Genomic DNA, 23388 nt, shown 5'->3' with positions numbered 1-23388 from the left:
GCTCCAAGCGGCCGCATGACCGCGCCGATTTCCCTGCGCCTGATCGTGGAGGCGCGCGACCTGCCGTCGATGCCGGCAGACGCTCTGCGTAAGTGTTTCACTCGAGCCGAAAGCGGTTTGGCCTGGACGGCGGAGCTTGATGCTTCCAGCGGCGCGCCGGCGGGCGTTCTGGGCGGTCCAGACGCGTCCGCCTGGCCCTTCACGCTGTCATCGCCGCCGCCGTTGCACGTTCCGGCCGTGTGCGCCGTCGGGCCTTGCTGGTGGTATCCGAGCTTCGGGGCAGTGATTGGAACGGACGGCGCGCTTTACAACGCCAGCGTCGGCGAGGCGCGGCATGGCTCGGCTGATCTTTCGGCGATCCCGGGCCTGGCCCCGGGCGGAGCCAGCCTGATTCCGCCCCAACGCGCGCCTTTCGTGGAGAGCGGCGCGGTGTTCCTGCCGTGGGGCGCAGGCTTCAACTACGGACATTTCGTCATCGACGCCCTGCCGTCGATCCTGGCGCTGGAGCAGGCGGGTCTGCTTCAGGACACGCCGCTTCTGGCGCCCCGCCTAAAGGACTGGCAGCGCGACCTGATCGCCATGGCGGCGCCTGGGATCACGCTTCGGGAAGTCGACGCTCCGGCGGTTCGTCTTGGACGCGCGGTGTTCGCCACCAGCATGGATCACTTCCTGCACCACCCCAACGGCCTGCTGGCGACCCTGGCCGAGCGGGTCGCGGCGAACGCGCCCCACGGCGCCGGCGCGCGGCGGATCTATCTGTCGCGGCGGGGCCAGTCGATGCGGGTGATGGTGGGCGAGGCGGCTTTCGAACGCGCTCTGCGCGCCCGTGGGTTCCAGATCGTTCGCCCCGAAACCCTCAGCGCCCGCGCACAGGTCGCCTTGATGCGCGACGCCGAGATCATCGTCGGCGCCAGCGGCGCGGCCCTGGCCAACGCTGTGTTCGTGCCCCGGGGCGCTCGAGTGATCGAGATTCAGCCGACGAACTTCACCAGCCAATGGGTGAGGGCGGCCTGTCGCCAGGTGGGCGTCGAATGGCGCGGCTATGTCTGCGCTTCGCCTTGTCCAGCCCGGGCGGCGCCGCTGCTGACGCGACTGAGGCGGGGCTTCAAGTTCGCCTTCAGGCCGGACCTGAACGACCTGCTGGACTTTGTCGACGCGGCGCTTTAGGCGCCAGCGCGCCAAACGAAAGGCGCCGGACCATGGCCCGGCGCCTTCGCGATTTTGGACTGGTTCTTGCCGACTACTTCGGGCCGCGCGGCGGGCGGGCGAGGAAGGCGGGTACATCCGAGCCGAAGCCGACGACGCGGCGATCATCGTCATCGCGGTCACGGACGGGCTGAACGCCGCGCACCGGGCGTTCGGGACGCTCAGCGCGGGCCGGACGCTCGGTTTCGACCGGGGTCGGCGCGGGCGCGGCGGCCTTGGGCTCGCGTTCGCGACGCGGGCGGCGTTCGCGCGCGGGACGCTCTTCAGCCGCTGCAGGCGCCTCGACGACCTCGGCGACGGCCTCGACGGCCGCTTCGACTGTTTCTTCGCCGCGATTACGACCGCGACTGCGGCCGCGCGCGGGACGGTCGCCGCGTTCGCCGCGATCGCGGCCGCCGCGCTTGCGATCGCGATCACCGTCACGCTTGACCGTCACGGCGTTCGAGTAGTCGAGATCCAGCTTTTCTTCCTCGGGCGTCGAGCCGATCAGCTTGATGACCTTGTCGAAACCCTTGTCGTCCGCCGGGGTGACCAGCATGTAGGCCTCGCCCGTGCGGCCCGCGCGACCCGTGCGGCCGATGCGGTGGACGTAGTCGTCAGCATGGTGCGGGACGTCGTAGTTGAAGACGTGGCTGACGGCCGGGATGTCGAGGCCGCGCGCGGCCACGTCCGAAGCCACAAGGATCTTCAGCGCGCCGGACCGGAAATCGGCCAGGGTCTTCATGCGCTGGGTCTGGTCGAGGTCGCCGTGGATCGGCGCGGCGTCGAAACCATGCACCTTCAGCGACTTGGCGACGATGTCGACCTCGGTCTTGCGGTTGCAGAAGACGATACCGGTCTCGATGCCGGCCTTTTCGATCAGGGCCCGCAGCGCCAGGCGCTTGGCCTTGGGATCGGAGGTGGGAACCTTGACCAGGCGTTGGGTGATGTTGGCGTTCGTGGTCGCCGGGCGGGCCACCTCGATCCGGACCGGATTGTTCAGGAACTGCTTGGTGAGGCGCGTGATTTCCGGCGGCATCGTCGCCGAGAAGAACAGGGTCTGCTTCTTGGGCGGCGTCATCTTGAAGATGCGCTCGATGTCCGGAATGAAGCCCATGTCCAGCATGCGGTCGGCTTCGTCGACGACCAGGAACTGCACGCCGGTCATCAGGAGCTTGCCGCGCTCGAAGTGGTCGAGCAGGCGGCCCGGCGTGGCGATCAGGACGTCGACGCCGCGATCGAGCTTCTTTTCCTGGTCGCCGAACGACACGCCGCCGATCAGCAGGGCCCAGGACAGCTTGGTGCCCTTGGCGTACTTTTCGAAGCTGGCGGCCACCTGGTCGGCCAGTTCGCGGGTCGGGGCGATGACCAGGGCGCGCGGCATACGGGCCTTGGCGCGGCCCGACTGCAAGCGGTCGATCAGCGGGAGGGTGAAGGCGGCGGTCTTGCCGGTGCCCGTCTGGGCGATGCCGAGGACGTCCTGGCCCGCCAGGGCGACGGGAATGGCCTGGGCCTGGATGGGGGTCGCAGTGGTATAGCCGGTGTCGGCGACCGCCTGCAGGGTCGTGGGCGATAGCCCTAGGTCGGTGAATTCAGTCATTACACGCTGATCTGCGGAGCCGCCCGTGCTTGGGCGAGCGGGCGGCGCGGATTCGCCAGACCTGCTCCGAAGTTGGGGATAAATAGGCGGAAAGTCGGCAAAGTCAATCGTCGCGAGGGCGATGCGGAGTATTCGAAAGATGAGTGACGGGGGGTGGAAAAATTCCGCCAAGGCCTGGATCGCCGATATGGGCGAGCAGGGCGACTATGGTCGGCGTTATGTTCTCGATGCGCCGATGACCGAACGCCTGCGCCTACTGAACGGCGGTCGAGCCCTGGATGTCGGCTGCGGGGAAGGGCGCTTCTGCCGGATTCTGCGGGCCGAAGGCTTCGATCCGGTCGGGTGGGATCCGACCGTCGAACTGCTGGAGGCGGCGCGGGCGCGTGACCCGGGCGGAACCTATATCGAGGGCCGCGCCGAGGATCTGGCGTTCGCCGACGCGAGTTTCGATCTGGTGGTGTCGTGCCTGTCGCTGATCGACATCGGAGCAGCGGACCGCGCGATCGCCGAGATGACCCGCGTGCTCAAGCCCGGTGGGACTTTGCTGGTCGCCAACCTCACGAGTTTCTCCACCGCGCGCGCCAACGACGGCTGGCAGCGGGATCTTCTGGGGCGCCCGAAATATTTCGCGATCGACCGCTATCTGGAGGTTCGCGCCAAGTGGGAGGAATGGCGCGGCATCCGCATCATCAACTGGCACCGGCCGCTCAAGGACTACATGCAGTGGTTCCTCGCCCAAGGGCTGCTTCTGACCCACTTCGACGAGCCCGCGCCCACCGGCGGCGATCCGTCGCGTGCGGACAGGTACCGACGTGCCCCATGGTACGTGATCATGGAGTGGCGCAAGCCCTGACGCCGCTCTATATCCGCCCGCACATGACCATCGACCACGACTCTCGCCTCCGACGTCTTCGTTTCCGCGCCTGGCACCGCGGCTTTCGTGAAGCGGACCTCATCCTGGGGCCGTTTGCGGATACCCATGGGCCGAGCCTGACGCCCGAGCAGTTCGATACGCTCGAAACCCTGCTCGAGCAGTCGGACCGCGAGATCTACGCCTGGATCGTGGGGCAGGAACCGACGCCGACGGAATTCGAAACGGACGTCATGGCGATGATCCGCACCTTCCGGTTCCAGGCGCACGCGTCGCGCCCGGCGGGTGATGGCGCCTGACGCCATGAGCTACGACGCCAAGCAGATCGCCAAGGCCGCCGGTGGCCTGACCCTGGCCGGCGCGCCGGAGGGCTTTGACGCGCTGGTCATGGCCGACATCGCGCGCGCGCGCGGCGGCCTGACAGCCTTCGTCGCTCGCGACACCGCCCGGGCCGGCGCCTTCATCGACGCGCTGAAATTCTTCGCGCCCGAGATCGAGACGGTGCTGTTCCCGTCATGGGACTGCCTGCCCTATGACCGGATCGGTCCGTCGTCCGGCGTGTCCGCCACCCGCATGGCCACGCTTTCGCGCCTGGCGCGGGGTCTTGGCGACGGCAAGGCCGCCATCCTGGTGATCGCCGCGCCGGCGTTGCTGCAGCGCGTGCCGACCAAGGAGGTGCTGCTGCGCGCCTCCTACGCGGCCAAGGTCGGCGCCAGTGTCGATATCAAGGACCTTGAGCGCTATTTCGGGGTCAACGGCTATACGCGAGCCTCCACCGTGTCGGAGCGGGGCGAGTTCGCGATCCGGGGCGGGGTGATCGATGTCTATCCGCCGGCCGCGGAGGAGCCGGTGCGCCTTGATCTGTTCGGCGACACGCTGGAGAGCATCCGCGCCTTCGATCCCGAGACCCAGCGCTCGACCAAGCAGCTGAAGGAGATCGATCTTCTGCCGGTCAGCGAGGCGCTGCTGGACGCCGACGGGATTTCGCGGTTCCGCAAGGGCTATGTCGCCGAGTTCGGCGCGCCGGGCGATGATCCGCTCTACGCCGCCGTCAGCGAGGGCGGCCGCCGCGCCGGTCTCGAACACTGGCTACCGCTGTTCTACGAGCGGATGTCGACCCTGTTCGACTATCTGCCTGCGGGCGCCCTCATCGGCGTGGACAACCAGGCGACTGAGGCCCGCGACGAACGTCTGGCCATGATCCAGGACGCCTATGACGCGCGCGCCAGCGCCGACCGCAAGTCGGCCTATCGTCCGCTGGCGCCTGAAGCGCTTTACCTGACCGCCGAGGAGTGGGAGCGCGAGCTCTCCGACCGCACCCATCGCCGCTTCACGCCGTTCCAGCCGCAGGGCCTGGACGTCGTCGACCTGGGCGCCAAGCTTGGCCGGGTGTTCGCCGCTGAGCGCGCCCAGGACAGCGTCAATCTCTTCGAAGCGACCGCCGACCACGCCAAGGCGCTGACCGCCCAGGGTAAGCGCGTGCTGTTCGCCTCGTGGTCGGAAGGCTCGTCCGAGCGCCTGGGGACCATGCTGGCCGACCATGGCCTGAAGAAGATCCCCTATGCCGGCTACTGGCAGGCGGCCAAGGCCAATGACCCGAAGGTCCCCCAGCGGGTCGTGCTGCCGCTGGACCACGGCTTCGAGACCGACAGCCTGGCGGTCATTTCCGAGACCGACATTCTGGGCGATCGGCTGGCTCGCCCGCGCAAGAAGCGCCGCGCCGCCAACTTCCTGGCCGAGGCCTCGGCCCTCACGCCGGGCGACCTGGTCGTCCATATCGACCACGGCATCGGCCGATATGAGGGCCTCAAGACCCTCGACGTCCAGGGCGCGCCGCACGACTGCCTGGACCTGCTGTATGGCGGCGAGGCCAAGCTCTATCTGCCGGTTGAGAACATCGACCTCTTGACCCGCTACGGCGCGGCCGACGCCGAGAACGTGCAGCTGGACAAGCTGGGCGGCGCGGCCTGGCAGGGCCGCAAGGCTAGGGCCAAGGAACGTCTGCGGGTCATGGCCGAGGGCCTGATCCAGATCGCCGCCGCCCGCCAGCTCAAGACCGTCGAGGAGACCGATCCGCCGTCGGGCGTGTTCGACGAGTTCTGCGCCCGCTTCCCCTACGAGGAGACGGACGACCAGCTCAGCGCCATTCACGACGTCCTGGAAGACCTGTCGTCCGGCAAGCCGATGGACCGCCTGATCTGCGGCGACGTGGGTTTCGGCAAGACCGAGGTGGCGCTGCGCGCGGCCTTCGTGGTGGCGATGAGCGGCAAGCAGGTCGCGGTCGTCTGCCCGACGACCCTGCTGGCGCGTCAGCACTACAAGACCTTCAAGGACCGCTTCCAGGGCTGGCCGGTCAAGGTCACGCGCCTGTCGCGCCTGGTCACCGGCAAGGAGGCCGCCGAGACCCGCGAGGGCCTGGCCAACGGTCAGTTCGAGATCGTGGTCGGCACCCACGCCATCCTGTCCAAGCAGGTGTCATTCAAGGACCTGGGCCTCGTCATCGTCGATGAGGAGCAGCACTTCGGGGTCAAGCATAAGGAGAAGCTGAAAGAGCTTCGCGCCGACGTGCACATGCTGACCCTGACGGCGACGCCGATCCCGCGCACCCTGCAGATGGCGCTGAGCGGCATCCGGGAGATGTCGATCATCGCCACCCCGCCGGTCGATCGCCTGGCGGTGCGCACCTATATCAGCCCGTTCGACCCGGTGACCCTCCGCGAGGCTCTGCTGCGCGAGAAGTATCGCGGCGGTCAGTCCTACTATGTCGTGCCGCGCATCAAGGACCTGGAGGACATCGAAAAGTTCCTCCGCACCCAGGTGCCCGAGGTGAAGTTCGTCGTCGGCCACGGCCAGATGGCGGCCACCCAATTGGAAGACGTGATGACAGCCTTCTACGAGGGCCAGTACGACGTGCTGCTGGCCACCACGATCGTCGAAAGCGGGCTCGACATCCCGTCGGCCAACACCCTGATCGTCCATCGCGCCGACATGTTCGGCCTCGCCCAGCTCTATCAGATCCGGGGGCGCGTCGGCCGTTCCAAGGCCAGGGCCTACGCCTATCTGACCACGCCCGTCGAGAAGTCCCTGACCCTGTCGGCCGAGAAGCGTCTGCAGGTGCTGCAGTCGCTGGACAGCCTGGGGGCCGGTTTCCAGCTGGCCAGCCACGACCTGGACCAGCGTGGCGGCGGCAACCTCCTGGGCGACGAGCAGAGCGGCCACATCAAGGAGATCGGCGTCGAGCTCTACCAGCAGATGTTGGAAGACGCCGTCGCTGAGCTCAGGCAGCGCCAGGGCCAGGAAGCCCTGCTGGAGGATCGGGGTTGGTCGCCGCAGATCAACACCGGCGCGGCCGTGATGATCCCGGACGACTATGTGCCGGACCTCAATGTGCGCCTGTCGCTGTATCGTCGCCTGTCCGAGGCCGAACAGGCCGCCGACCGCGAAGCCCTGGCCGCCGAGATGATCGACCGCTTCGGCCCGCTGCCGCCCGAAACCGACAGCTTGCTGAAGGTCGTGGCCATCAAGGGCCTGTGTCGCGAGGCCAATGTGGCCAAGATCGACGTCGGTCCCAAGGGCGCGGTGGCCAGCTTCCGAGGCGACAACTACGCCAACCCGCTGGGGCTGATGCAGCATGTCGCCAAGAACAGCCTGATCTGGAAGGTGCGCCCAGACCAGAAGGTCGTCATCAAGGGCGAATGGGACACGCCTGCCCAGCGTCTCGACGCGGCCGAGAAGATCCTGACGGTCCTGGCCAAGCTGGCGAAGGGGTGACCCAGTTCTCCCCCGGTTTGTGGGAGGATGTCTAAGCCGCCAGGGCCTGATCGATCGCCTGGGCGATGCGCTCGGGGGACTCGGCGCCGACGACGGCGACCTTGCCGGCGAAGATGGCGAACGGCACGCCGGTCACGCCGCCCTGGACGGCCATGGCGTGCTCGCGCGCCACGGCCTCCTTGTCGGCCCCTTCGGAGAGCAGTTGCAGCACCACCAGACGCTCCATCCCGGCCGCCTCGGCGATGTCACCCAGGACGACGGGGTCACCGATGTCGAGGCCTTGCTCGAAATAGGCCTTGAACAGCGCTTCGACGACCTGGTCTTGCACCCCGGCCGTCAGGGCCCAACGGATCAGGCGATGGGCGGCGTTGGTGTTCGGCGACAGGTCGATAGCCTCGAAGTTGAAGACGATGCCTTCTTCGGCGCCGCCTTCGACAAGCGCCGTGTGGACGGCCTTGAGCTTATCCTGGTCCTTGAACTTCTGGGCCATATAGGCCTTGCGATCGACTCCTTCCTCGGGGAGCGTCGGATCCAGCTGGTAGGGACGCCAGATCAGCTGCGCCGTCAGATCGGGACGCAGGGCGATGGCGGATTTCAGGCGGCGCCAGCCCAGATAGCACCAAGGGCAGACGACATCGGCCACGACGTCGATGATCATGGCTTGCGGCTGGCTCATGGCGAACTCCCTCGGAAACATCGTCCGCTACAGGACGCGTTCCATATAAGGCGCAGGACCTTGCGCCCCAAGCGGCAAGCGTCAGCCCGCCTCGCGCTTGAGCGCGGCGGCGGCGGCCCGTTCGAGCGCCTTCACCGCGCCTTCACCCGGCTGGACCTCGGCCACGCCGATATCGAATTCGCAGACGAACGGCGCGCGGTCCTCTCCGGCGTCGAAGGCGGTGCAGCCGATGACGGCGGCGATCCGTTCGGCGGCGGCGCGGGCGGCGTTCTGGTTGGTGGCGGGCAGGGCCAGGGCGAAAACCTCGGTCGCCAGCCGCGCCGGCGTGTCCTCGACCCGCACCAGGCGTCCCACCATCGAGCCGATTTGCGGAATGGCGCGGTCCAGCCAGCCGTTCTGGCGGGCCCAGACGGTCTCGGGCTTGTCGGCGACGCGCAGAACGCAGATCGACAGGGGGCGCGACCGTTCGCGGGCGGCGCTGGCCAGCCGCGCCAGATGGGCGGCGAACAGATCACGGGTGAACAGCCCCGTGGCGGCGTCCATCAGGCCCGAACTGCGCGCCTTTTCCAGAGCGCCGCGAATGGACTCGCCACGACGGAAGCTGCGCGCCAGCTCCATGACCCGCATGGCCGTCTCGCCTTCGGGCGTTTCCGGCGAGGCGACGTCAGACACCCCCCGATGGAACGCCTCCGACATCGTCACATAGCTTTCGGCCTTCAGGTAGAGCAGCGCCGGAATGTGGAAGAGGCGGGTGTTGCGCCGCATGCCTGCGGCGATCGACAGCGCTTCCTGCTGGCTGTCGCCGGCCCACAGCACCACCGAGTCGAATGGCCGCTCGTGCAGATAGTCAAAGGCGGTATAGGCCGTGAAGGCGCCGACGACCTCCGCGCCGCTGGCTTGCAGGGCGTTTGACAGGGCCAGGAACTGCGGGGCGGGCTCGCCGACCGCCAGGATGCGATAGGGCGCGTCCGAGGGCTCGGGCAGGTCGAGGCGGCGACCGCGTTCGCCGAAGGTCTCGAGACGCAGCTCGAACTCCTCCTCGGCGATGGCCGTGCGCACCAGCGACTCCAGACGCAGCGCGGCCTGCGAGGGGTGCAGGGGCGGGGACAGCGTCAGATCGAAGGACTGGCTGCGGAAATCGGTGTTCGGTTCGCTGATGGCGATCACGGGCAACCGCCGGGGCGCCACCGCAGCTTTCAGCCGGCGGGCCAGGGTCTGGGTCTCGGGGCCCGCGCTGGCCATGTCGACGATCACGGCCTCGATCGGCAGATCGCCCAGGGCGGCGAGCGCGGCGTAGGGGCCCCGCGCGGTGATCGTGCGCCAGCCCAGCCGGTCCAGCCCTTCGGCCAGCGGTCCGGCGCGAACATCATCGCGCGCCACGATCAGGATTCGGGCGTCAACCGCCAAACCAACCTCCGCCCGAACACATACGACGCTGACCCCGTCGGGGCCTGCGGGATTCGACGCCGCACCATAGCAGAGGGTTCGCGTCGTCAAAGCCACGCAACGCCGCAGGCTGGGGGTGAATCGAAGAACCGCCTCGCTTCGCCGATCCAGGCTTGCGTGACCGAACGTCATTATCGATCTACTGCGCGCAATCGGCCAGGTTCGAAGGGTCGACAGGGAGATCGCGTCATGGGCCAAGGGCCGCTTTCGGGACTTAAGATCGTGGAGTTCGCCGGCATCGGACCGGGACCCTTCTGCGGCATGTTGCTGTCTGATCTGGGCGCGGATGTCGTGCGCATCGACCGCAAGGGCCAGGGGCGCGGCTCGCCCGCCGACGTGACCGCACGCGGCCGTCGCTCGGTGGCGCTGGACCTGAAGAACCCCGACTCGATCGAGACCTGTCTCAAATTGCTCGAACAGGCCGACGGCCTGATCGAGGGCTTCCGTCCCGGCGTCATGGAGCGTCTGGGCCTTGGCCCGGACGTCGCTCTGGCTCGTAACCCCAAGCTCGTCTACGGCCGCATGACCGGCTGGGGACAGACCGGCCCCTACGCCAAGGCGGCGGGTCACGACATGAACTACATCGCCATCACCGGCGCGCTGCACGCCATCGGCACGACCGAAAAGCCCGTACCGCCGCTGAACCTGGTCGGCGATTTCGGGGGCGGGGCGCTCTACCTGGCGTTCGGTCTGCTGGCCGGGGTGATCCATGCGCGCTCGACCGGGCAGGGCCAGGTTATCGATTGCGCCATGAGCGACGGCGCAGCCTCGCTGATGGCCATGTTCTACGGCTTCAAGGCCGGCGGCCTCTGGAACGAGGGACGGAGGAGCAACCTGCTCGACGGCGGCGCGCACTTCTACGACACCTATGAATGCTCGGACGGCAAGTGGATCTCGATCGGCTCGATCGAGCCTCAGTTCTACCTCTTGCTGCTCGAGAAGACCGGGATCACCGATCCGCAGTTCCAGCACCAGATGAGCCGCGAGGAGTGGCCGCAGCTGCATGACAAGCTGGCCGCCGTCATCAAGACCAAGACCCAGGCCGAGTGGTGCGAGATCATGGACGCCACCGATGTGTGCTTCGCCCCTGTCCTGACCATGGACGAAGCGCCGAAGCACCCCCACAACGCCGCCCGTCAGACCTTCGTGGAGGTCGCCGGCGTCACCCAGCCGGCCCCCGCGCCCCGCTTCTCCGCCACCCCTGGCGCGATCCAGGGACCGCCGCCCAAGATTGGCGGACACAATGACGAGGCGCTCGCCGACTGGGGCTTCAGCCCCGCGGCGATCGAAGCGCTCAAGGCTTCGGGGGCGCTCTGATTCTGTTCAGGCGCCGTTCAGGCGGGACTTTCTAGGGTGCCGGCGTCGATCGGTCGCCGCGCCCATCCGTCCCTCAAAGCGGCGATCGGTTCTCAGGCAAGTCCTGCGGAGACGCGCCGCCTCCCCCAGGCGGCGCGTCTTTGACTTCGCAGGGCCGCGCGGCCATGGTCCGCCGAATGCACGACCCGCAGCAACCCATTCGCTGGCGCGACCTCGACCTTGATCCGACCCATTGGGTCCGCGAAATCCTCCGTGTGCTTGGGCTTGCGCTGTCGCGTCTCTGGGGGCGCGATGTCATGCTCTATGTCGGCGGGGTCTCGTTTTTCGCGCTGCTGGCCGTCTTCCCAGGTCTGGCGATTCTGATCGGCCTCTACAGCCTCTTCCTGACGCCGGAGACGGCGGCCTGGCAGGCGGTGAAGCTCGCAGAACTGATTCCGGCCGGCGCGCGCTCGATCGTGCAGGATGAGCTCTCGCGTCTGGCCCATGCGCCCGGCCAGACCATTTCGCTGCAGAGCGGCGTCGTCCTGATCGTCGGCGCCTACGCCGCGCACCGAGGCTTCAAGGCGCTGCTGGCGGGCCTGTCGTTCATCCATGACGAGGAAAACCAGCGCGGTTTTCTGGGCTTCAACCTGATGGCGCTGCTGGTGCTGATGGCGGCGTTTGGCCTGCTCTTCATCATGTCGGGCATCTTCCTGACCCTGCGATTGCTGGGTACGGCCCTGGAACTGCGACCGCTGGCGGGAGTCTCCTGGATCCAGTCCGAATGGACCTGGGCCAGCTTCGGCATCGTGGTCGGGATGAGCCTCATCTACCGCTACGCCATGTCGCGCCAGATCGTCGGCTGGCGCGCCTCAATCGCCGGGGGCGTGGCCGCTGCGGCGCTCTGCGTCTTCATGTCCTGGGCCAGCGCCTTCTATGTCGAGAAGGTCGTCCACCTCGGCGCGACCTACGGCTCGGTCTCCGCCGTGATCATCTTCCTGATCTGGCTGTCCTGGAGCGTGAACGCCATCTTCTTCGGCGGCGCTCTGGCCACCGAGGTCGAAATCGCGCTCGACGAGCGGCCGCGCGCCCTCTTGGAGGGCCCGCGTCCAATCGCGCTCAAAGCGCCTTCTGAATCCGAATCCTGATCACACCGCCGTCCAGGTCGGTCACCTCCAGAACGGTCGCGCCGACCTGACCCGCGAAATGCGGCGCGTCGATCCTGGCCATCGGATCTGTCGCCAACAGCACCAGCTCCGCCCCTGCGGGGGCCGCCTCATGCGCCTTGCGCAGCTTCAGGGTCGGCACCGGGCAGTGATGGCCCCGCGCGTCGACAACGACAGGCTCAGGCATCGGCGAACACCTGCTCGGCCGCCGCCGAAGAGAGAAGGCGATGCTGGCCGGCCGCAAGGTCGTCGGGCAGGGCGATGCCGCCGATCCGTTCGCGGTGCAGGGCCACGACGTGATTGCCCACCGCCGCGAACATCCGGCGGACCTGATGATAGCGCCCTTCGGTGATCGTCAGGCGCGCCGTGTGGGCGTCCACCACGTCCAGCCTGGCCGGGAGCAGCGGCTTTTCCTCGCTGTCCAGCATCAGCGTTCCGGCGGCGAAGATCTCGCCCTCGGAACCGTTCAGCGGTCGGTCCAGTGTCGCCAGGTAGGTCTTGGGCACGTGGCGCTTGGGCGAGATGACCCGATGCAGGAAATCACCATCGTCGGTGATCAGGATCAGGCCGCTGGTGTCCTTGTCGAGACGGCCCACCGTCGAGAGCCCCGGGTCCCGCAAGCGCCAGCGGCGGGGCAGCAGATCATAGATCTTCTCGCCATCCTCCTTGTGCGAGCACACCACGCCCAGCGGCTTGTGCATCATCAGCACCAGTGGCGCAGGCGGATCGACGGGCGCGCCGCGGATGGTCATCCGCTCCGGCAGGGTCGCATCGACCGCGATGCGAGCGCCGGCGTCCTTCAGAACCGTCCCGTCGAGCACGACCTTGCCGCCGGCGACCAGGGCCTGGACCTCCTTGCGGCTGCCATAGCCCAGATTGGCCAGCAGCCGGTCCAGCCGCGCCATCAGCGCCTTGCTCATTTCTTCGCCTCGAAGACCTTGTAACCGCCGCCCTCGCCAACCAGTCGCACCTTGCCGAAGCTTTCGCCCAGGATGGCCTCATAGGGCAGATGGCGATTAGCGACGATCCACAGCGATCCACCCTTGCGGAGGGCTTCGGCGGCGGCGCGAATGAACGCCTGGCCCAGCGCCTTGTCCTCGCCGCCGCCCTCGTGGAAAGGCGGATTGCTGACGACGAAGTCGAGATCCTTGAGACCGGTCTGACGCGCATCGGCCCAAGCGATTTCGGCCCGTGGATCGGTGACGTTGCGCCGCGACACCGCGACGGCGCGGTGATCCAGCTCGACGAGCGTGAGCTTGGTGACCTTCGGGGAGGCCAGCACATTCAGGGCCAGCAGTCCGATGCCGCTGCCAAAATCCGCACCCACGCCCGAGAAGGCCGGCAGGACCTGCAGGAGGGCGTTCGTGCCCGCGTCCAGCCGATCCCAGCTGAAGACGCCCGGCTGGGTCCAGAGGCCGTTCTCAGCGATCTGGCGCGGCGCGCCGGCCTTGAGCGCGTCCTCAAGGCCCGGGATCACGACGGGACGCAGGCAAACGCAGATCCGGTTGTGACGGCGGGCGCTCTCGCCGACCTCGCAGCCCAGCGCCTGCAGTTCCTTCTTCAGGCGAAGCCCGCCGCGATCCTTGGGTGCGAACACCGTCAAGCGCCCCCCCGGGGACAGGGCCCGCAGCGCGTGCGCCAGCACATAACGCCGCTCGACGGCCCCGGCGGGGGCGCGAACCGTTGCGGCGTCGAAGGTTTCGTCAGCGACGGTCGCCAGATCTGCGGAGCCTAAGATCAGCGGCGACAGCTGCACGGCGTCGGACGCGCAAGGCGCCAGATCATGATCGGGCAGGCCATAGAGCGCGGTGCGGTTCGCCGACATGCTTGTCCTGAAGCCCTTTTTTTGGTCGTTGGGGGGATTTAACCGAGGCGAGCCATCCGGTTACGCAGATTCCACGCCGAGTTCAGCGGAAATCCTTATTGGCTCAGCGCGATCCGCGTCTCGTTTTGCCGTTGGTCTCGATGCGCCAGGATGGTTTCATAGTGGGCGACAACCCATTGCTCCAGGGTGCGGGCAAGCGCGCTGAGCGATTGGCCCAACTCGGTCAGGCGATACTCCACCCGAGGTGGGACCTCAGGATAGCTGATCCGCTCGACAAATCCGTTCTGCTCCAGATCCCGCAGGGTCTGGGTCAGCATCTTCTGCGAGATGCCGCCGATCTGACGCATCAGTGATCCTGTGCGCACGGGCCCCTGTTGCAGGCAGCACAGGATCAGGATCGCCCACTTACCGCCGATCAGATCCAGCATCTCACGTGACGGGCAGCGCATGTCATAGGGGTTGGCCGGCAGGAACATGGCTCAAATATTACCAAAAGGTGCGTACTTTCCATTGGGAACCATAAGGCATAGCTAGCGAGGCATCAATCCACGCCATGGAGCGTCCCCAAATGTCTCAGCCCAACCGCGTTTATCTGTACGCCGAGTTCCAGAATTCCGCGCCCTTCACCAAGGCGATCTGGGGCGACGCCAACCCCGCCATGCAGACTGTGCCAGGTCTCCGCAGCAAGACCTGGCTCAGCGGACTGAACACCCAGTCTGTCGGCGGCTTCTACGAATTCGATTCCGTCGAGAACGCCCGCACCTATGCGGAAGGCATGCTCGCCGGCTTCGCCAAGGCGGCGGGCGCCAGCCTCACGGTCAAGCTTTTTGACGGCGACGTGGTGGCCGAAGCGAGCCGGGCGATGAGCTCGCCGTACTACGCCGACTGAGCCGGACTCGTCCCGGTCAGGACATCCCTTGGCCGGGACGACCTGAGCTGATCATGCGGAGTGGCATTGCTCGTCCGAAACGCTTCGTCAGCCCTGTCCATCAGTGTTTGAAACGAAGCGACGGAAACCGCCCTTCAGCTCGGCCAGTAGCGACCGCCGCGCGCGGCAAGGCCTTCGCGCAGAATGGACCAGACGCTCGCCATCAGTCTGGACAGCATAGGTGTGCGCTCCGCCCCTTGGCCTGACGGTTAGGCTACGCGGTCTGCGCGGCAACCGTCCGCGGGCGCTCGGGGATGATCTGGGGTCGGGAACGGCGCGCAATGCGGCGCCTCTATTCGGGAGCGGCCTGCTTTTTTGGCATAGGGACCGAGATCAACGCCGCCGACTGGCGCGCCATCAGTATTACGATTGCGCTACTTCGTAATATGCAAAACGCTCTCCCCAGCGAATTCGGAGGGAGCCGCTGATGAGCATTCAGTTCACCCGCAAGCGTTTCATGGCCGCCCTGGCCGTCTCGGTGCTGGCGCTGGCCTCGTGCGGTCCGAAGGCCGCCGATAAGGCCGATCCTGCAGCGGCCGCGCCTGCCGCCAAGACCGAGTACAGGATCGGTTGGACCATCTATGCCGGTTGGATGCCCTGGGCCTATGCGCAGCAGGCCGGTATCGTGAAGAAGTGGGCCGACAAGTACGACGTGAAGATCGAACTGGTGCAGATCAACGACTACGTGGAGTCGCTGAACCAGTTTTCGGCCGGCAAGCTCGACGGCGTCACCGCCACCAACATGGACGCCCTGACCGTACCGGCCGCCGCCGGCAAGGACACCACCGTCCTGATGATCGGCGACTACTCGAACGGCAATGATGGCCTGGTGCTGAAGAACGGCGCCACCTTGGCCGATGTGAAGGGCCGTCCGGTCAATCTGGTCGAGCTGTCGGTGTCGCACTACCTGCTGGCCCGCGCCCTCGAAAAGGCCGGTCTGAAGATGAGCGACGTCAAGACGGTCAACACGTCGGACGCCGACATCGTGGCCGCTTTCGGCGCGCCTGAGACCAAGGCCCTGGTCACCTGGAATCCGCAACTGTCGGAAGTGAAGAAGGCTCCGGGCGCCAAGGAAGTGTTCAACAGCGCGATGATCCCGGGCGAGATTCTCGACGGCCTGATGGTCAGCACCGAGGCGCTCAAGGCCAATCCGAACCTGGGCAAGGCGCTGACCGGCATCTGGTATGAGACCCTGGCGTTGACGGTCGCTCAGACCCCAGAGGGCAAGTCCGCGCGTGAACAGATGGCCAAGCTGTCGGGCTCGGATCTGGCGGGCTTCGAGGCCCAGCTGAAGACAACCTATCTCTACGCCGACCCCAAGGCCGCCCTGGCGGCGACGGTCAGTCCCGACCTCATCACGGCCAACGATCGGGTGCGCAAATTCAGCTTCAGCATGGGCCTGTTCGGCCAGGGCGCGAAGTCGGTTGACGACATCGGCATCAGCTTCCCAGGCGGCAAGGTCCTGGGCGACCCGAACAACGTGAAGCTGCGGTTCGATCCCGCCTATGTGCAGATGGCCGCCGACGGCAAGCTGTAGATCTCGAAGCAGGGCGGCGGCGCGCGCCCCGCCGCCCCAGGCCCGGATAGAGACCATGCGTCTTTTGAACATCAGGCCGCGCGGCGGTCTCGCCGTCATGCTCGGCGCCGCGCCCCTGCTGGCGGTGGGGTTGCTCTACCTGATGGCCTCGCAGGCCCGTCACGCCGAGAACCCGCGCGACAAGCTGCTGCCGACCCCCGAGGCGATGGCCGAGGCGATGCAGCTGATGGCGCGGGTCGACCCGCTGACCGGCCACGCGCCGCTCTTGGTCGACACGCTGGCCAGCCTGGAGCGCATGGGCCTTGCCCTGGCGATCGCCACCGCCGTCAGCCTACTGCTGGGCCTGAGCCTGGGTCTGCTTCCACTGCTGCGCGCCAAGTTCGGGCCGCTGGTCGCCGGCATCGCGGTCATCCCGCCGATCGCGGTGCTACCGATCCTGTTTATCGTCTTCGGCCTAGGCGAAACCGCCAAGATCGCGCTGATCGTGTTCGGCGTCGCGCCGGTGATGGTCCGCGATCTGGCCGCCCACGTCGCCGCCATTCCCGAGGAGCAGTTGGTCAAGGCCCAGACCCTGGGCTCGAGCACGTGGCAGCTGGCCCTGCGGGTGGCGCTGCCGCAGGCGATGCCGCGTCTTATCGACTCGCTGCGGCTGTCGCTGTGTCCGGCCTGGGTCTATCTGATCTCGGCTGAGGCCATCGCCGCCGATGTGGGGCTTGGCTACCGGATCTTCCTGGTCCGCCGTTACCTGTCGATGGACATCATCCTGCCGTACGTCGCCTGGATCTCGCTGCTGGCGGTGATCATGGACGTCACCCTGCGGCTGATCAGCCGCCGCGCCTATCCCTGGGCCTATCCGGAAAGGGGCCGCTGATGGCGCTTTTGAGCTTCCGCAACGTCTGGGTCGAGTACGGCGACAAGGTGGTGCTCGAGAACGTTGAGCTGTCGATCGTCCAGGGCAGCTTCGTCTCGATTGTCGGCCCGTCGGGGGCCGGCAAGAGCACCTTCCTGCGGCTGGTCATCGGTCAGGAAGCGCCGACCCGCGGTGCGATCGACCTGGAGGGCCGCAAGTTGCGCGCCGAGCCGGGGCCGGACCGTGGCGTGGTGTTCCAGAAGTACTCGGTGTTTCCGCACTTGTCGGCGCGCGACAATGTCGTGTTTGGCCTGGACTGCGCTGGCTCGGCCCTGCGCGGCAAGCTCAGCGGCGCCAAGCGGCGTGCGGCCCTGGAGCAAGCCGACGCGATGCTGGCGGCGGTCGGTCTGGGCGACAGCGGTGATCTCTATCCGGCTAAGATGTCGGGCGGCATGCAGCAGCGGCTGGCCATCGCCCAGGCCTTGATCAAGAAGCCGCGCATCTTGCTTTTGGACGAACCGTTCGGCGCCCTGGACCCGGGCGTTCGCCTGGACATGCACGAACTGATCACCAGCCTTTGGCGCGATAACGGCCTGACCATCATGATGGTCACCCACGACATCAAAGAGGCCTTCAAGCTGGGCACACGGGTGCTGGCTTTCGACAAGCGCCGCCGTGATCCGCACGCGCCGCATCGCTACGGCGCGACGGCGGTCTACGACTTCCCGCTGGATAAACCCGGCGCGGTCGGGCCCGAGGCGCTGGCGGGTCTGGGCCAGTAGCGCCTCAAGGCAACAGAAACGCCTGGCGCACTTGGGGCGCTCAGCCCTGTAGCGAAGCGATATAGGCCCGCCAGCCGCCCAGGGCGGTGATGTCGCTCGCACCGTTCAGGGCGCGGGGCTCAGCGACGAAACCCTTGACGCTAGTTCCGTCCTCGAGGGTTACCGTACCGATCGCCAGCGGAGCGGGGACTTCGGCGGTAAAGGCCCCAAACGCTGCGACGTCCAGTTCGTAGACCTCGACCTGGATCGACGCCCCGCCGTCGCCGACATGGACGAGCGCTGGCTTGGGCGGGGTGCTCTCGGCCATGGCGTAGAGCTTGTAGGCCGGCGCCGTGCGTGTCGCTGCGACCAGCCGAGCTTCGCGCGAGGTCAGTTGCCAGTGTAGCGGCATGCCTGACAGATGCGCTCCGACCACGGCCAGCTTCACGCCGGGCTTGTGGGGCGTCAGGTCCAGCGGTGGGGTCTCGGCCATGGGGAAGGTCTCCAGATAGGCGGCGGCGAGGTCCAGAAGGGCGCGGTCGGCGAAAGCGGGGCCGATGAAGGTGACCCCAAAGCCCGTGCCGTCGGCGCGAAACCCTGCCGGAACCGCCAGGGCCGACAGGTCCAGCAGGTTCACGAAATTGGTGTAGAGGCCCAGATTGGCGTTCAGAGCCAGGGGTTCCGCCTTAAGCGCCTTGACCGTGTAGATGGTCGGCGTCGTGGGCAGGAACAGCGCGTCGGCGGCGGCCCATACGGCCTCGGCCGCCCGGCGATAGGCCTCCAGCGCATAGAGCCCTCGGAAGGTCTCGACTCCGGTCACGGCCAGGCCGCCCTGGACGATGGCCCGCACGGTCGGCTCGATGGCGCTGGGCGCGGCGCGCAGCAGCGGCTCGACGGCGGCGGTGCGCTCGGCCACCCAGGGGCCGCTGTAGAGCAGCTTGGCCGCATCCAGCAGCGGGGCGATGTCGACCTCGACGGCGACTGCGCCGGCCGCCTGCAGGCGCGCGACGGCAGAAGCGTACAGCGCCTCGGACTCGCCGTCGCCGAAGAAGATCCGCTGCTCGGGACGGGGGATCGCCACCCGCAGCCCGGCCAGGGTCAGGACCGGTTCCGGCTGGGGCGCACGGCGAGAATAGGGGTCTTGGGGGTCGAAGCCGGCCAGGACCGCATCGACCCGCCCCGCGCCGTCCAGATCGGCGGCGAACACGCTGATGCAGTCCAGCGAGCGGCAAGCTGGCACGAGACCTTGTGTGCTCCACCGGCCCTTGCTGGGTTTCAGGCCGACCAGATGATTGAAGGCGGCCGGCACCCGGCCGGACCCGGCGGTGTCGGTGCCCAGCGCGAAGGCGACCAGCCCGGCCGCCACGGCTACGGCCGAGCCCGAGCTGGAGCCGCCGCTCACGAAGGCTTGGTTGAAAACGCAGCGCGGCGCACCGTAGGGGCTGCGCGTCCCGACGAGGCCCGTTGCGAACTGGTCGAGATTGGTCTTGCCGACCAGCACCGCCCCGGCGGCCAGCAGCTGCTCGACCACGGTCGCCGAGCGCCCGGCCGTGTAGGCGAAGGCTGGGCAGGCGGCTGTCGTAGCCAGGTCCGCGACGTCGATATTGTCCTTCACCGCAAACGGGACCCCGGCCAGGGGCAACGTCTCGCCGGCGGCGATGCGAGCGTCGACGGCGCGGGCCTGGGCCAGAACGGCGGCCTCGGGCAGCCGCAGGGTCCAGACCTGCGGCTGGATCGCGTCGTAGGCCTCGATCGCAGCCAGGGCCGAGCGGGCGACGGACTCCGCCGAGTCGCCGGCGTTCACGCCGGCGGCGATCTCGCCGACGAGGAGGCGCGTGGCGTTCATGCCGTAGCCTCTGCGACCGGGGTGACAGCGATGACCGGCGCGCCGGCGGCGATCGGCTGGCCCGGCTGGGTATAGACGGCGCTGACGACCCCGGCCGTCGGGGTTGCGACGTCACACTCAGCCTTCATAGCCTCGATGATCGCGATCACCGCGCCGGTCTCGACGGCTTGGCCAGGTTCGACCAGCACCTTCCAGACGTGGCCGCCTAGGGGGGCCTCGACCACGTCCGCCCCGGCGGGAACCTCCACAGCGGCGACTGCGTCATCGGCCTCGGCGACACCCGATAGCGCCTCAACCCGAGCAAACTCGCCCTTGGCCTCCCAGTCGGCGCGCTCGGCGTCGAAGGCGGCTTGGCGACGGCTCTGGAAGGCGGCGATGCTGTCGGCGTTCTCCGCCAGCAGCCGGCGGTAGTCGGACAGGCGGAAGGTCTCTTCCTCGATGCGGATCGCTCGACGGCCCAGCGGGAAGTCACGGCGCCATTCGACCAGTTCCTCGGCGCTGACCGGGAAGAAGCGGATCTGGTCGAAGAAGCGCAGCAGCCAGGGCTTGCCATCGGTGAAGACGTCCGTCTGGCGCCAGGTGTTCCACACCTGGATCGTGCGGCCGAACAGCTGATAGCCGCCAGGGCCCTCCATGCCGTAGATGCACATGTAGGCCCCGCCGATGCCAACGACATTGGGCGGCGTCCAGGTGCGGGCCGGGTTGTACTTGGTGGTCACCAGGCGGTGTCGCGGATCGACGGGTGTCGCCACCGGAGCGCCCAGATAGACGTCGCCCAGCCCCATCACCAGATAGCGGGCGTCGAAGACGATCTTCTGGACGTCGTCGATGCAGGCAAGGCCGTTGACCCGGCGGATGAACTCGATGTTGTCCGGGCACCAGGGCGCGTCGTCGCGGACGGCCTGCATGTACTTGTCGATGGTCTGGTAGATCGCCGGATCTTTCCAGCTCAGCGGCAGGTGGACGACGCGCGAGGGGATCTCGAAGTCGTCCAGTCCGCCCAGCCTGTCCTCGGAGGCGACCAGGATGTCCAGCAGCCGGGCCTGGCTGAGGCGGCGGCTGTCATAATGGACCTGCAGCGAGCGGATGCCCGGGGTCAGGTCGATGACGCCCTCCAGAGCCTGGGCCTGCAGGTCCAGGAGCAGGGCGTGGATTCGCAGTCGCAGCTCCAGGTCCAGCACGATCGGGCCGTACTCGACCAGCAGGTGCTGGTCGCCCTGGCGGCGGTACAGCACCCGCGGGCGGTGACCGTCCTGCGGCAGCTCGCGCAGGATCGGACTGGCCTCGACGTCGATTACGGCCGGGGCTGGGTGCGGCGGCGCGGCGCGCAGCTGGGCGATCAACGCTTCCTGCGCCTCCAGAGCGGCGGCGGCGGTCTGATCGTCCACGACCGCGAACCGCACGGTGTCGCCTGGCGCCAGCTGGCCGGCCTTCCACAGGTCGGCCTGGATGATCACAAACGGACACACGAACCCGCCCAGCGACGGGCCGTCCGGACCCAGGATGATCGGCATGTCGCCGGTGAAGTCGACGGCGCCGATGGCGTAGGCGTTGTCGTGGATGTTGGACGGGTGCAGGCCGGCCTCGCCGCCGTCGCGCCGCGCCCATTCGGGCTTGGGGCCCACCAGGCGCACGCCCGTGCGGTTGGAGTTGTAGTGCACCTTCCAGTCCGTGCCGCCAATCATGGCGACGTCGGCTGGGGTGAAGAAGTCCGGCGCGCCGTGCGGGCCGGGCAGCACTCGGATCGTCCAGGTCTTGGTCAGGGCTGGGCGCAGCGGCTCGGCCAGACCGACGGTCGGGGCCTCGGGCGCAGGCAGCAGCCGCAGTACGTCGCCGGCGGTCAGGTTGCGACCGGCGTGGCCGCCAAAGCCGCCCAGGGTGAAGGTCGAGCGGCTGCTCAGATAGGCGGGAACGTCCAGCCCGCCACGCAGCAGCAGATAGCCGCGCAGGCCCGCCTCGACCAAGCGGCCAATCTTCAGAGTCTGGCCCGGCCGCACGTCGAACGGCGCATAGGGTTCGACTGGGACGCCGTCCAACCGGACGTCGAAGCGCGCCCCGGTCAGGCACAGCGTGGCCGGCCGATTGAACTTCAGGATCGGGCCCAGGGCGGTGATCTCAAGACCCGCCGCATCGGCCGAGTTGCCCAGCAGCCGGTTGCCCAGCCGGAAGGCCAGGGCGTCCATCGGGCCCGACGGCGGCACCCCCACGTCCCAGTAGCCGCGACGGCCCGGCCAGTCTTGGACGGTGGTCGCCGGACCGCCGCTCAGCACCTGGATGGTGTCCGGCGTCCAGGCGACGGTCTCCAGGGCACGAGTCGAGACCTCGCCACCGACGAACGGCTGGCTGCGTGCGACCGTCCGCAGCCAGTCGAGATTGGTCTCGATCCCCGCCAGGCGGGTCGCGTCCAGCGCCGCCTGCAGCGCCGCCACGGCGGCGGGACGGTCCTCGGCAGTAACGATCAGTTTGGCCAGCATCGGGTCGTAGAAGGCGCTGACCTCGGTTCCGTCGACGACCCAGCCGTCGGCGCGTACCCCCTCGGGGAAAGCGACCTCGGTCAGTACGCCGGCGCTCGGCCGATAGTCTTGGGCCGGGTCCTCGGCATAGAGGCGCACCTGGATCGCCGCGCCGCGCGGGGCCGGCGGCGGCGTGTCGAGGAATGAAAAGTCGCCTGCTGCGCCGCGCACCATCCATTCGACCAAATCCACGCCCGTGACCTGCTCGGTAACGCCGTGTTCGACCTGCAGGCGGGTATTGACCTCGAGGAAGAAGAAGTCGTCTCGGTCGGCGTCGTAAAGGAACTCCACCGTGCCGGCCGAGCGGTAGTTCGCCGCCTTGGCCAAGCGCACGGCCGCGTCCAGCAGCGCCGTCCGCGTGGTCGCAGACAGGCCGGGAGCGGGAGTCTCTTCGACCACCTTCTGGTTGCGGCGCTGCAAGGAGCAGTCGCGCTCGCCCAGCGCCGTCACCCGGCCCGCGCCGTCGCCGAACACCTGCACCTCGATGTGACGCGCCTTGCGGACATAGCGTTCCAGGAAGACGCCGCCGTCGCTGAAATTGCCGGTCGCCAGACGACGGACGGCGGCGAAGGCTTCTTCCACCGCCTCGGCGCTCTCGCAGACCCGCATGCCGATACCGCCGCCGCCGGCTGTGGCTTTCAGGATCACGGGGAAGCCGATCCGCTCCGCCGCCTCCAGAGCCGTCGCCGGATCGATCAGCAGGTCGGTGCCCGGCGCCAGAGGCACGCCGTGGGCCTGGGCCAGGTCGCGGGCGGTATGCTTGAGGCCGAACGCGCGGATATTGTCGGCGCTCGGGCCGATGAAGGTGACGCCGGCGTCCTCGCAGGCCTGGGCGAAGGCGGCGTTCTCACTGAGGAAGCCATAGCCCGGATGGATGGCCTGGGCGCCGGTCGCCTGGGCGGCGGCCAGCACCAGATCCGCGCGCAGATAGCTCTCGGCCGCCGGGGCCGGGCCCAGTCGCACGGCCTCGTCGGCCATCGACACGTGCAATGAGCCGGCGTCGGCGTCGCTGAACACCGCTACCGACTTGACGCCCATCGCTCGCAGCGTGCGGATGATGCGGCAGGCGATGGCGCCGCGGTTGGCGATCAGGACCTTGTCGAACATCGGGCGGGTC

General features: G+C 67.9%; 20 protein-coding genes. 11 read left to right on the top strand and 9 right to left on the bottom strand.

The features are described 5' to 3' along the window. Positions 1–15 precede the first annotated feature (15 nt). On the top strand, positions 16–1167 hold the full coding sequence (locus OVA11_RS12320) for a glycosyltransferase family 61 protein (protein WP_268067660.1): 1152 nt from the start codon (positions 16–18) through the stop codon (positions 1165–1167). 73 nt (positions 1168–1240) lie between these two features. On the opposite strand, the gene OVA11_RS12315 is transcribed toward OVA11_RS12320, so the two are convergent. Further along, positions 1241–2785 carry a DEAD/DEAH box helicase gene (locus OVA11_RS12315; RefSeq protein WP_268067659.1) on the bottom strand — a complete coding sequence of 515 codons (1545 nt, stop codon included), beginning with the start codon at positions 2783–2785 and terminating at the stop codon, positions 1241–1243. Positions 2786–2906: 121 nt separating this feature from the next. On the opposite strand from OVA11_RS12315, the gene OVA11_RS12310 reads away from it, so the two are divergent. Genes OVA11_RS12310 through mfd form a run of 3 tightly spaced genes read left to right on the top strand, consistent with a single transcriptional unit; the run spans position 2907 to position 7427 of the window. Then, positions 2907–3638: a class I SAM-dependent methyltransferase gene (locus OVA11_RS12310; RefSeq protein WP_268067658.1), complete on the top strand. Its 732-nt coding sequence runs from the start codon at positions 2907–2909 to the stop codon at positions 3636–3638. 23 nt (positions 3639–3661) lie between these two features. Then, positions 3662–3955: an FAD assembly factor SdhE gene (locus OVA11_RS12305; protein ID WP_268068965.1), complete on the top strand. Its 294-nt coding sequence runs from the start codon at positions 3662–3664 to the stop codon at positions 3953–3955. A 4-nt stretch (positions 3956–3959) separates the two neighbouring features. Continuing rightward, entirely contained in the window at positions 3960–7427 is a 3468-nt protein-coding gene (gene mfd, locus OVA11_RS12300) for a transcription-repair coupling factor (protein ID WP_268067657.1), read from the top strand. Between the two features lie 31 nt (positions 7428–7458). On the opposite strand, the gene OVA11_RS12295 is transcribed toward mfd, so the two are convergent. Both OVA11_RS12295 and OVA11_RS12290 read right to left on the bottom strand, forming a co-directional pair. After that, positions 7459–8103, bottom strand: coding sequence for a DsbA family oxidoreductase (locus OVA11_RS12295; protein WP_268067656.1), 645 nt, complete (start codon positions 8101–8103; stop codon positions 7459–7461). Positions 8104–8184: 81 nt separating this feature from the next. Further along, a complete protein-coding gene (locus tag OVA11_RS12290) occupies positions 8185–9510 on the bottom strand; it encodes a PleD family two-component system response regulator (RefSeq protein ID WP_268067655.1) in 1326 nt (441 codons plus the stop codon). Between the two features lie 228 nt (positions 9511–9738). Here OVA11_RS12290 and OVA11_RS12285 point away from each other — a divergent pair, with 228 nt between their 5' ends. After that, positions 9739–10866, top strand: coding sequence for a CaiB/BaiF CoA transferase family protein (locus OVA11_RS12285; RefSeq protein WP_268067654.1), 1128 nt, complete (start codon positions 9739–9741; stop codon positions 10864–10866). Positions 10867–11006: 140 nt separating this feature from the next. Next, positions 11007–11993 carry a YihY/virulence factor BrkB family protein gene (locus tag OVA11_RS12280; RefSeq protein WP_268067653.1) on the top strand — a complete coding sequence of 329 codons (987 nt, stop codon included), beginning with the start codon at positions 11007–11009 and terminating at the stop codon, positions 11991–11993. Here the strand turns inward: OVA11_RS12280 and OVA11_RS12275 are convergent. The 4 genes from OVA11_RS12275 to OVA11_RS12260 form a co-directional block, all read right to left on the bottom strand. Further along, complete coding sequence (locus OVA11_RS12275) at positions 11965–12198, bottom strand: sulfurtransferase TusA family protein (protein ID WP_268067652.1); 234 nt, start codon at positions 12196–12198, stop codon at positions 11965–11967. The two genes, OVA11_RS12280 and OVA11_RS12275, sit on opposite strands and share 29 nt — an antisense overlap. Further along, the gene (locus OVA11_RS12270) at positions 12191–12931 is read right to left on the bottom strand and encodes a pseudouridine synthase (RefSeq protein ID WP_268067651.1); all 741 of its coding nucleotides are present in this window, start codon (positions 12929–12931) and stop codon (positions 12191–12193) included. Before OVA11_RS12270 ends, OVA11_RS12275 begins: the two co-directional genes overlap by 8 nt. Beyond that, positions 12928–13836, bottom strand: coding sequence for a class I SAM-dependent methyltransferase (locus OVA11_RS12265; protein WP_268067650.1), 909 nt, complete (start codon positions 13834–13836; stop codon positions 12928–12930). Before OVA11_RS12265 ends, OVA11_RS12270 begins: the two co-directional genes overlap by 4 nt. Positions 13837–13931: 95 nt before the next feature. Further along, positions 13932–14312: a winged helix-turn-helix transcriptional regulator gene (locus tag OVA11_RS12260; protein ID WP_268067649.1), complete on the bottom strand. Its 381-nt coding sequence runs from the start codon at positions 14310–14312 to the stop codon at positions 13932–13934. 92 nt (positions 14313–14404) lie between these two features. Between OVA11_RS12260 and OVA11_RS12255 the strand changes: the two genes are divergently transcribed. The 5 genes from OVA11_RS12255 (at position 14405) to OVA11_RS12235 (ending at position 17933) form a co-directional block, all read left to right on the top strand. Beyond that, positions 14405–14725, top strand: coding sequence for a YdhR family protein (locus OVA11_RS12255; RefSeq protein WP_268067648.1), 321 nt, complete (start codon positions 14405–14407; stop codon positions 14723–14725). Between the two features lie 107 nt (positions 14726–14832). Next, on the top strand, positions 14833–14970 hold the full coding sequence (locus tag OVA11_RS12250; protein ID WP_268068963.1) for a hypothetical protein: 138 nt from the start codon (positions 14833–14835) through the stop codon (positions 14968–14970). A 221-nt stretch (positions 14971–15191) separates the two neighbouring features. After that, positions 15192–16301 carry a putative urea ABC transporter substrate-binding protein gene (locus OVA11_RS12245; protein WP_268067647.1) on the top strand — a complete coding sequence of 370 codons (1110 nt, stop codon included), beginning with the start codon at positions 15192–15194 and terminating at the stop codon, positions 16299–16301. Between the two features lie 55 nt (positions 16302–16356). After that, a complete protein-coding gene (locus OVA11_RS12240) occupies positions 16357–17172 on the top strand; it encodes an ABC transporter permease (protein WP_268067646.1) in 816 nt (271 codons plus the stop codon). Next, on the top strand, positions 17172–17933 hold the full coding sequence (locus tag OVA11_RS12235) for an ATP-binding cassette domain-containing protein (RefSeq protein WP_268067645.1): 762 nt from the start codon (positions 17172–17174) through the stop codon (positions 17931–17933). Before OVA11_RS12240 ends, OVA11_RS12235 begins: the two co-directional genes overlap by 1 nt. Positions 17934–17973: 40 nt before the next feature. On the opposite strand, the gene atzF is transcribed toward OVA11_RS12235, so the two are convergent. Both atzF and uca read right to left on the bottom strand, forming a co-directional pair. Further along, the gene (gene atzF, locus OVA11_RS12230) at positions 17974–19758 is read right to left on the bottom strand and encodes an allophanate hydrolase (RefSeq protein WP_268067644.1); all 1785 of its coding nucleotides are present in this window, start codon (positions 19756–19758) and stop codon (positions 17974–17976) included. Next, entirely contained in the window at positions 19755–23378 is a 3624-nt protein-coding gene (gene uca, locus OVA11_RS12225) for an urea carboxylase (protein WP_268067643.1), read from the bottom strand. Before uca ends, atzF begins: the two co-directional genes overlap by 4 nt. Positions 23379–23388 lie beyond the last annotated feature (10 nt).

Source organism: Caulobacter sp. SL161, assembly GCF_026672375.1.
GTDB lineage: Bacteria > Pseudomonadota > Alphaproteobacteria > Caulobacterales > Caulobacteraceae > Caulobacter.
The sequence above is the reverse complement of the archived record's forward strand: the minus strand, read 5'-3'. Positions and strand labels throughout refer to the sequence as shown.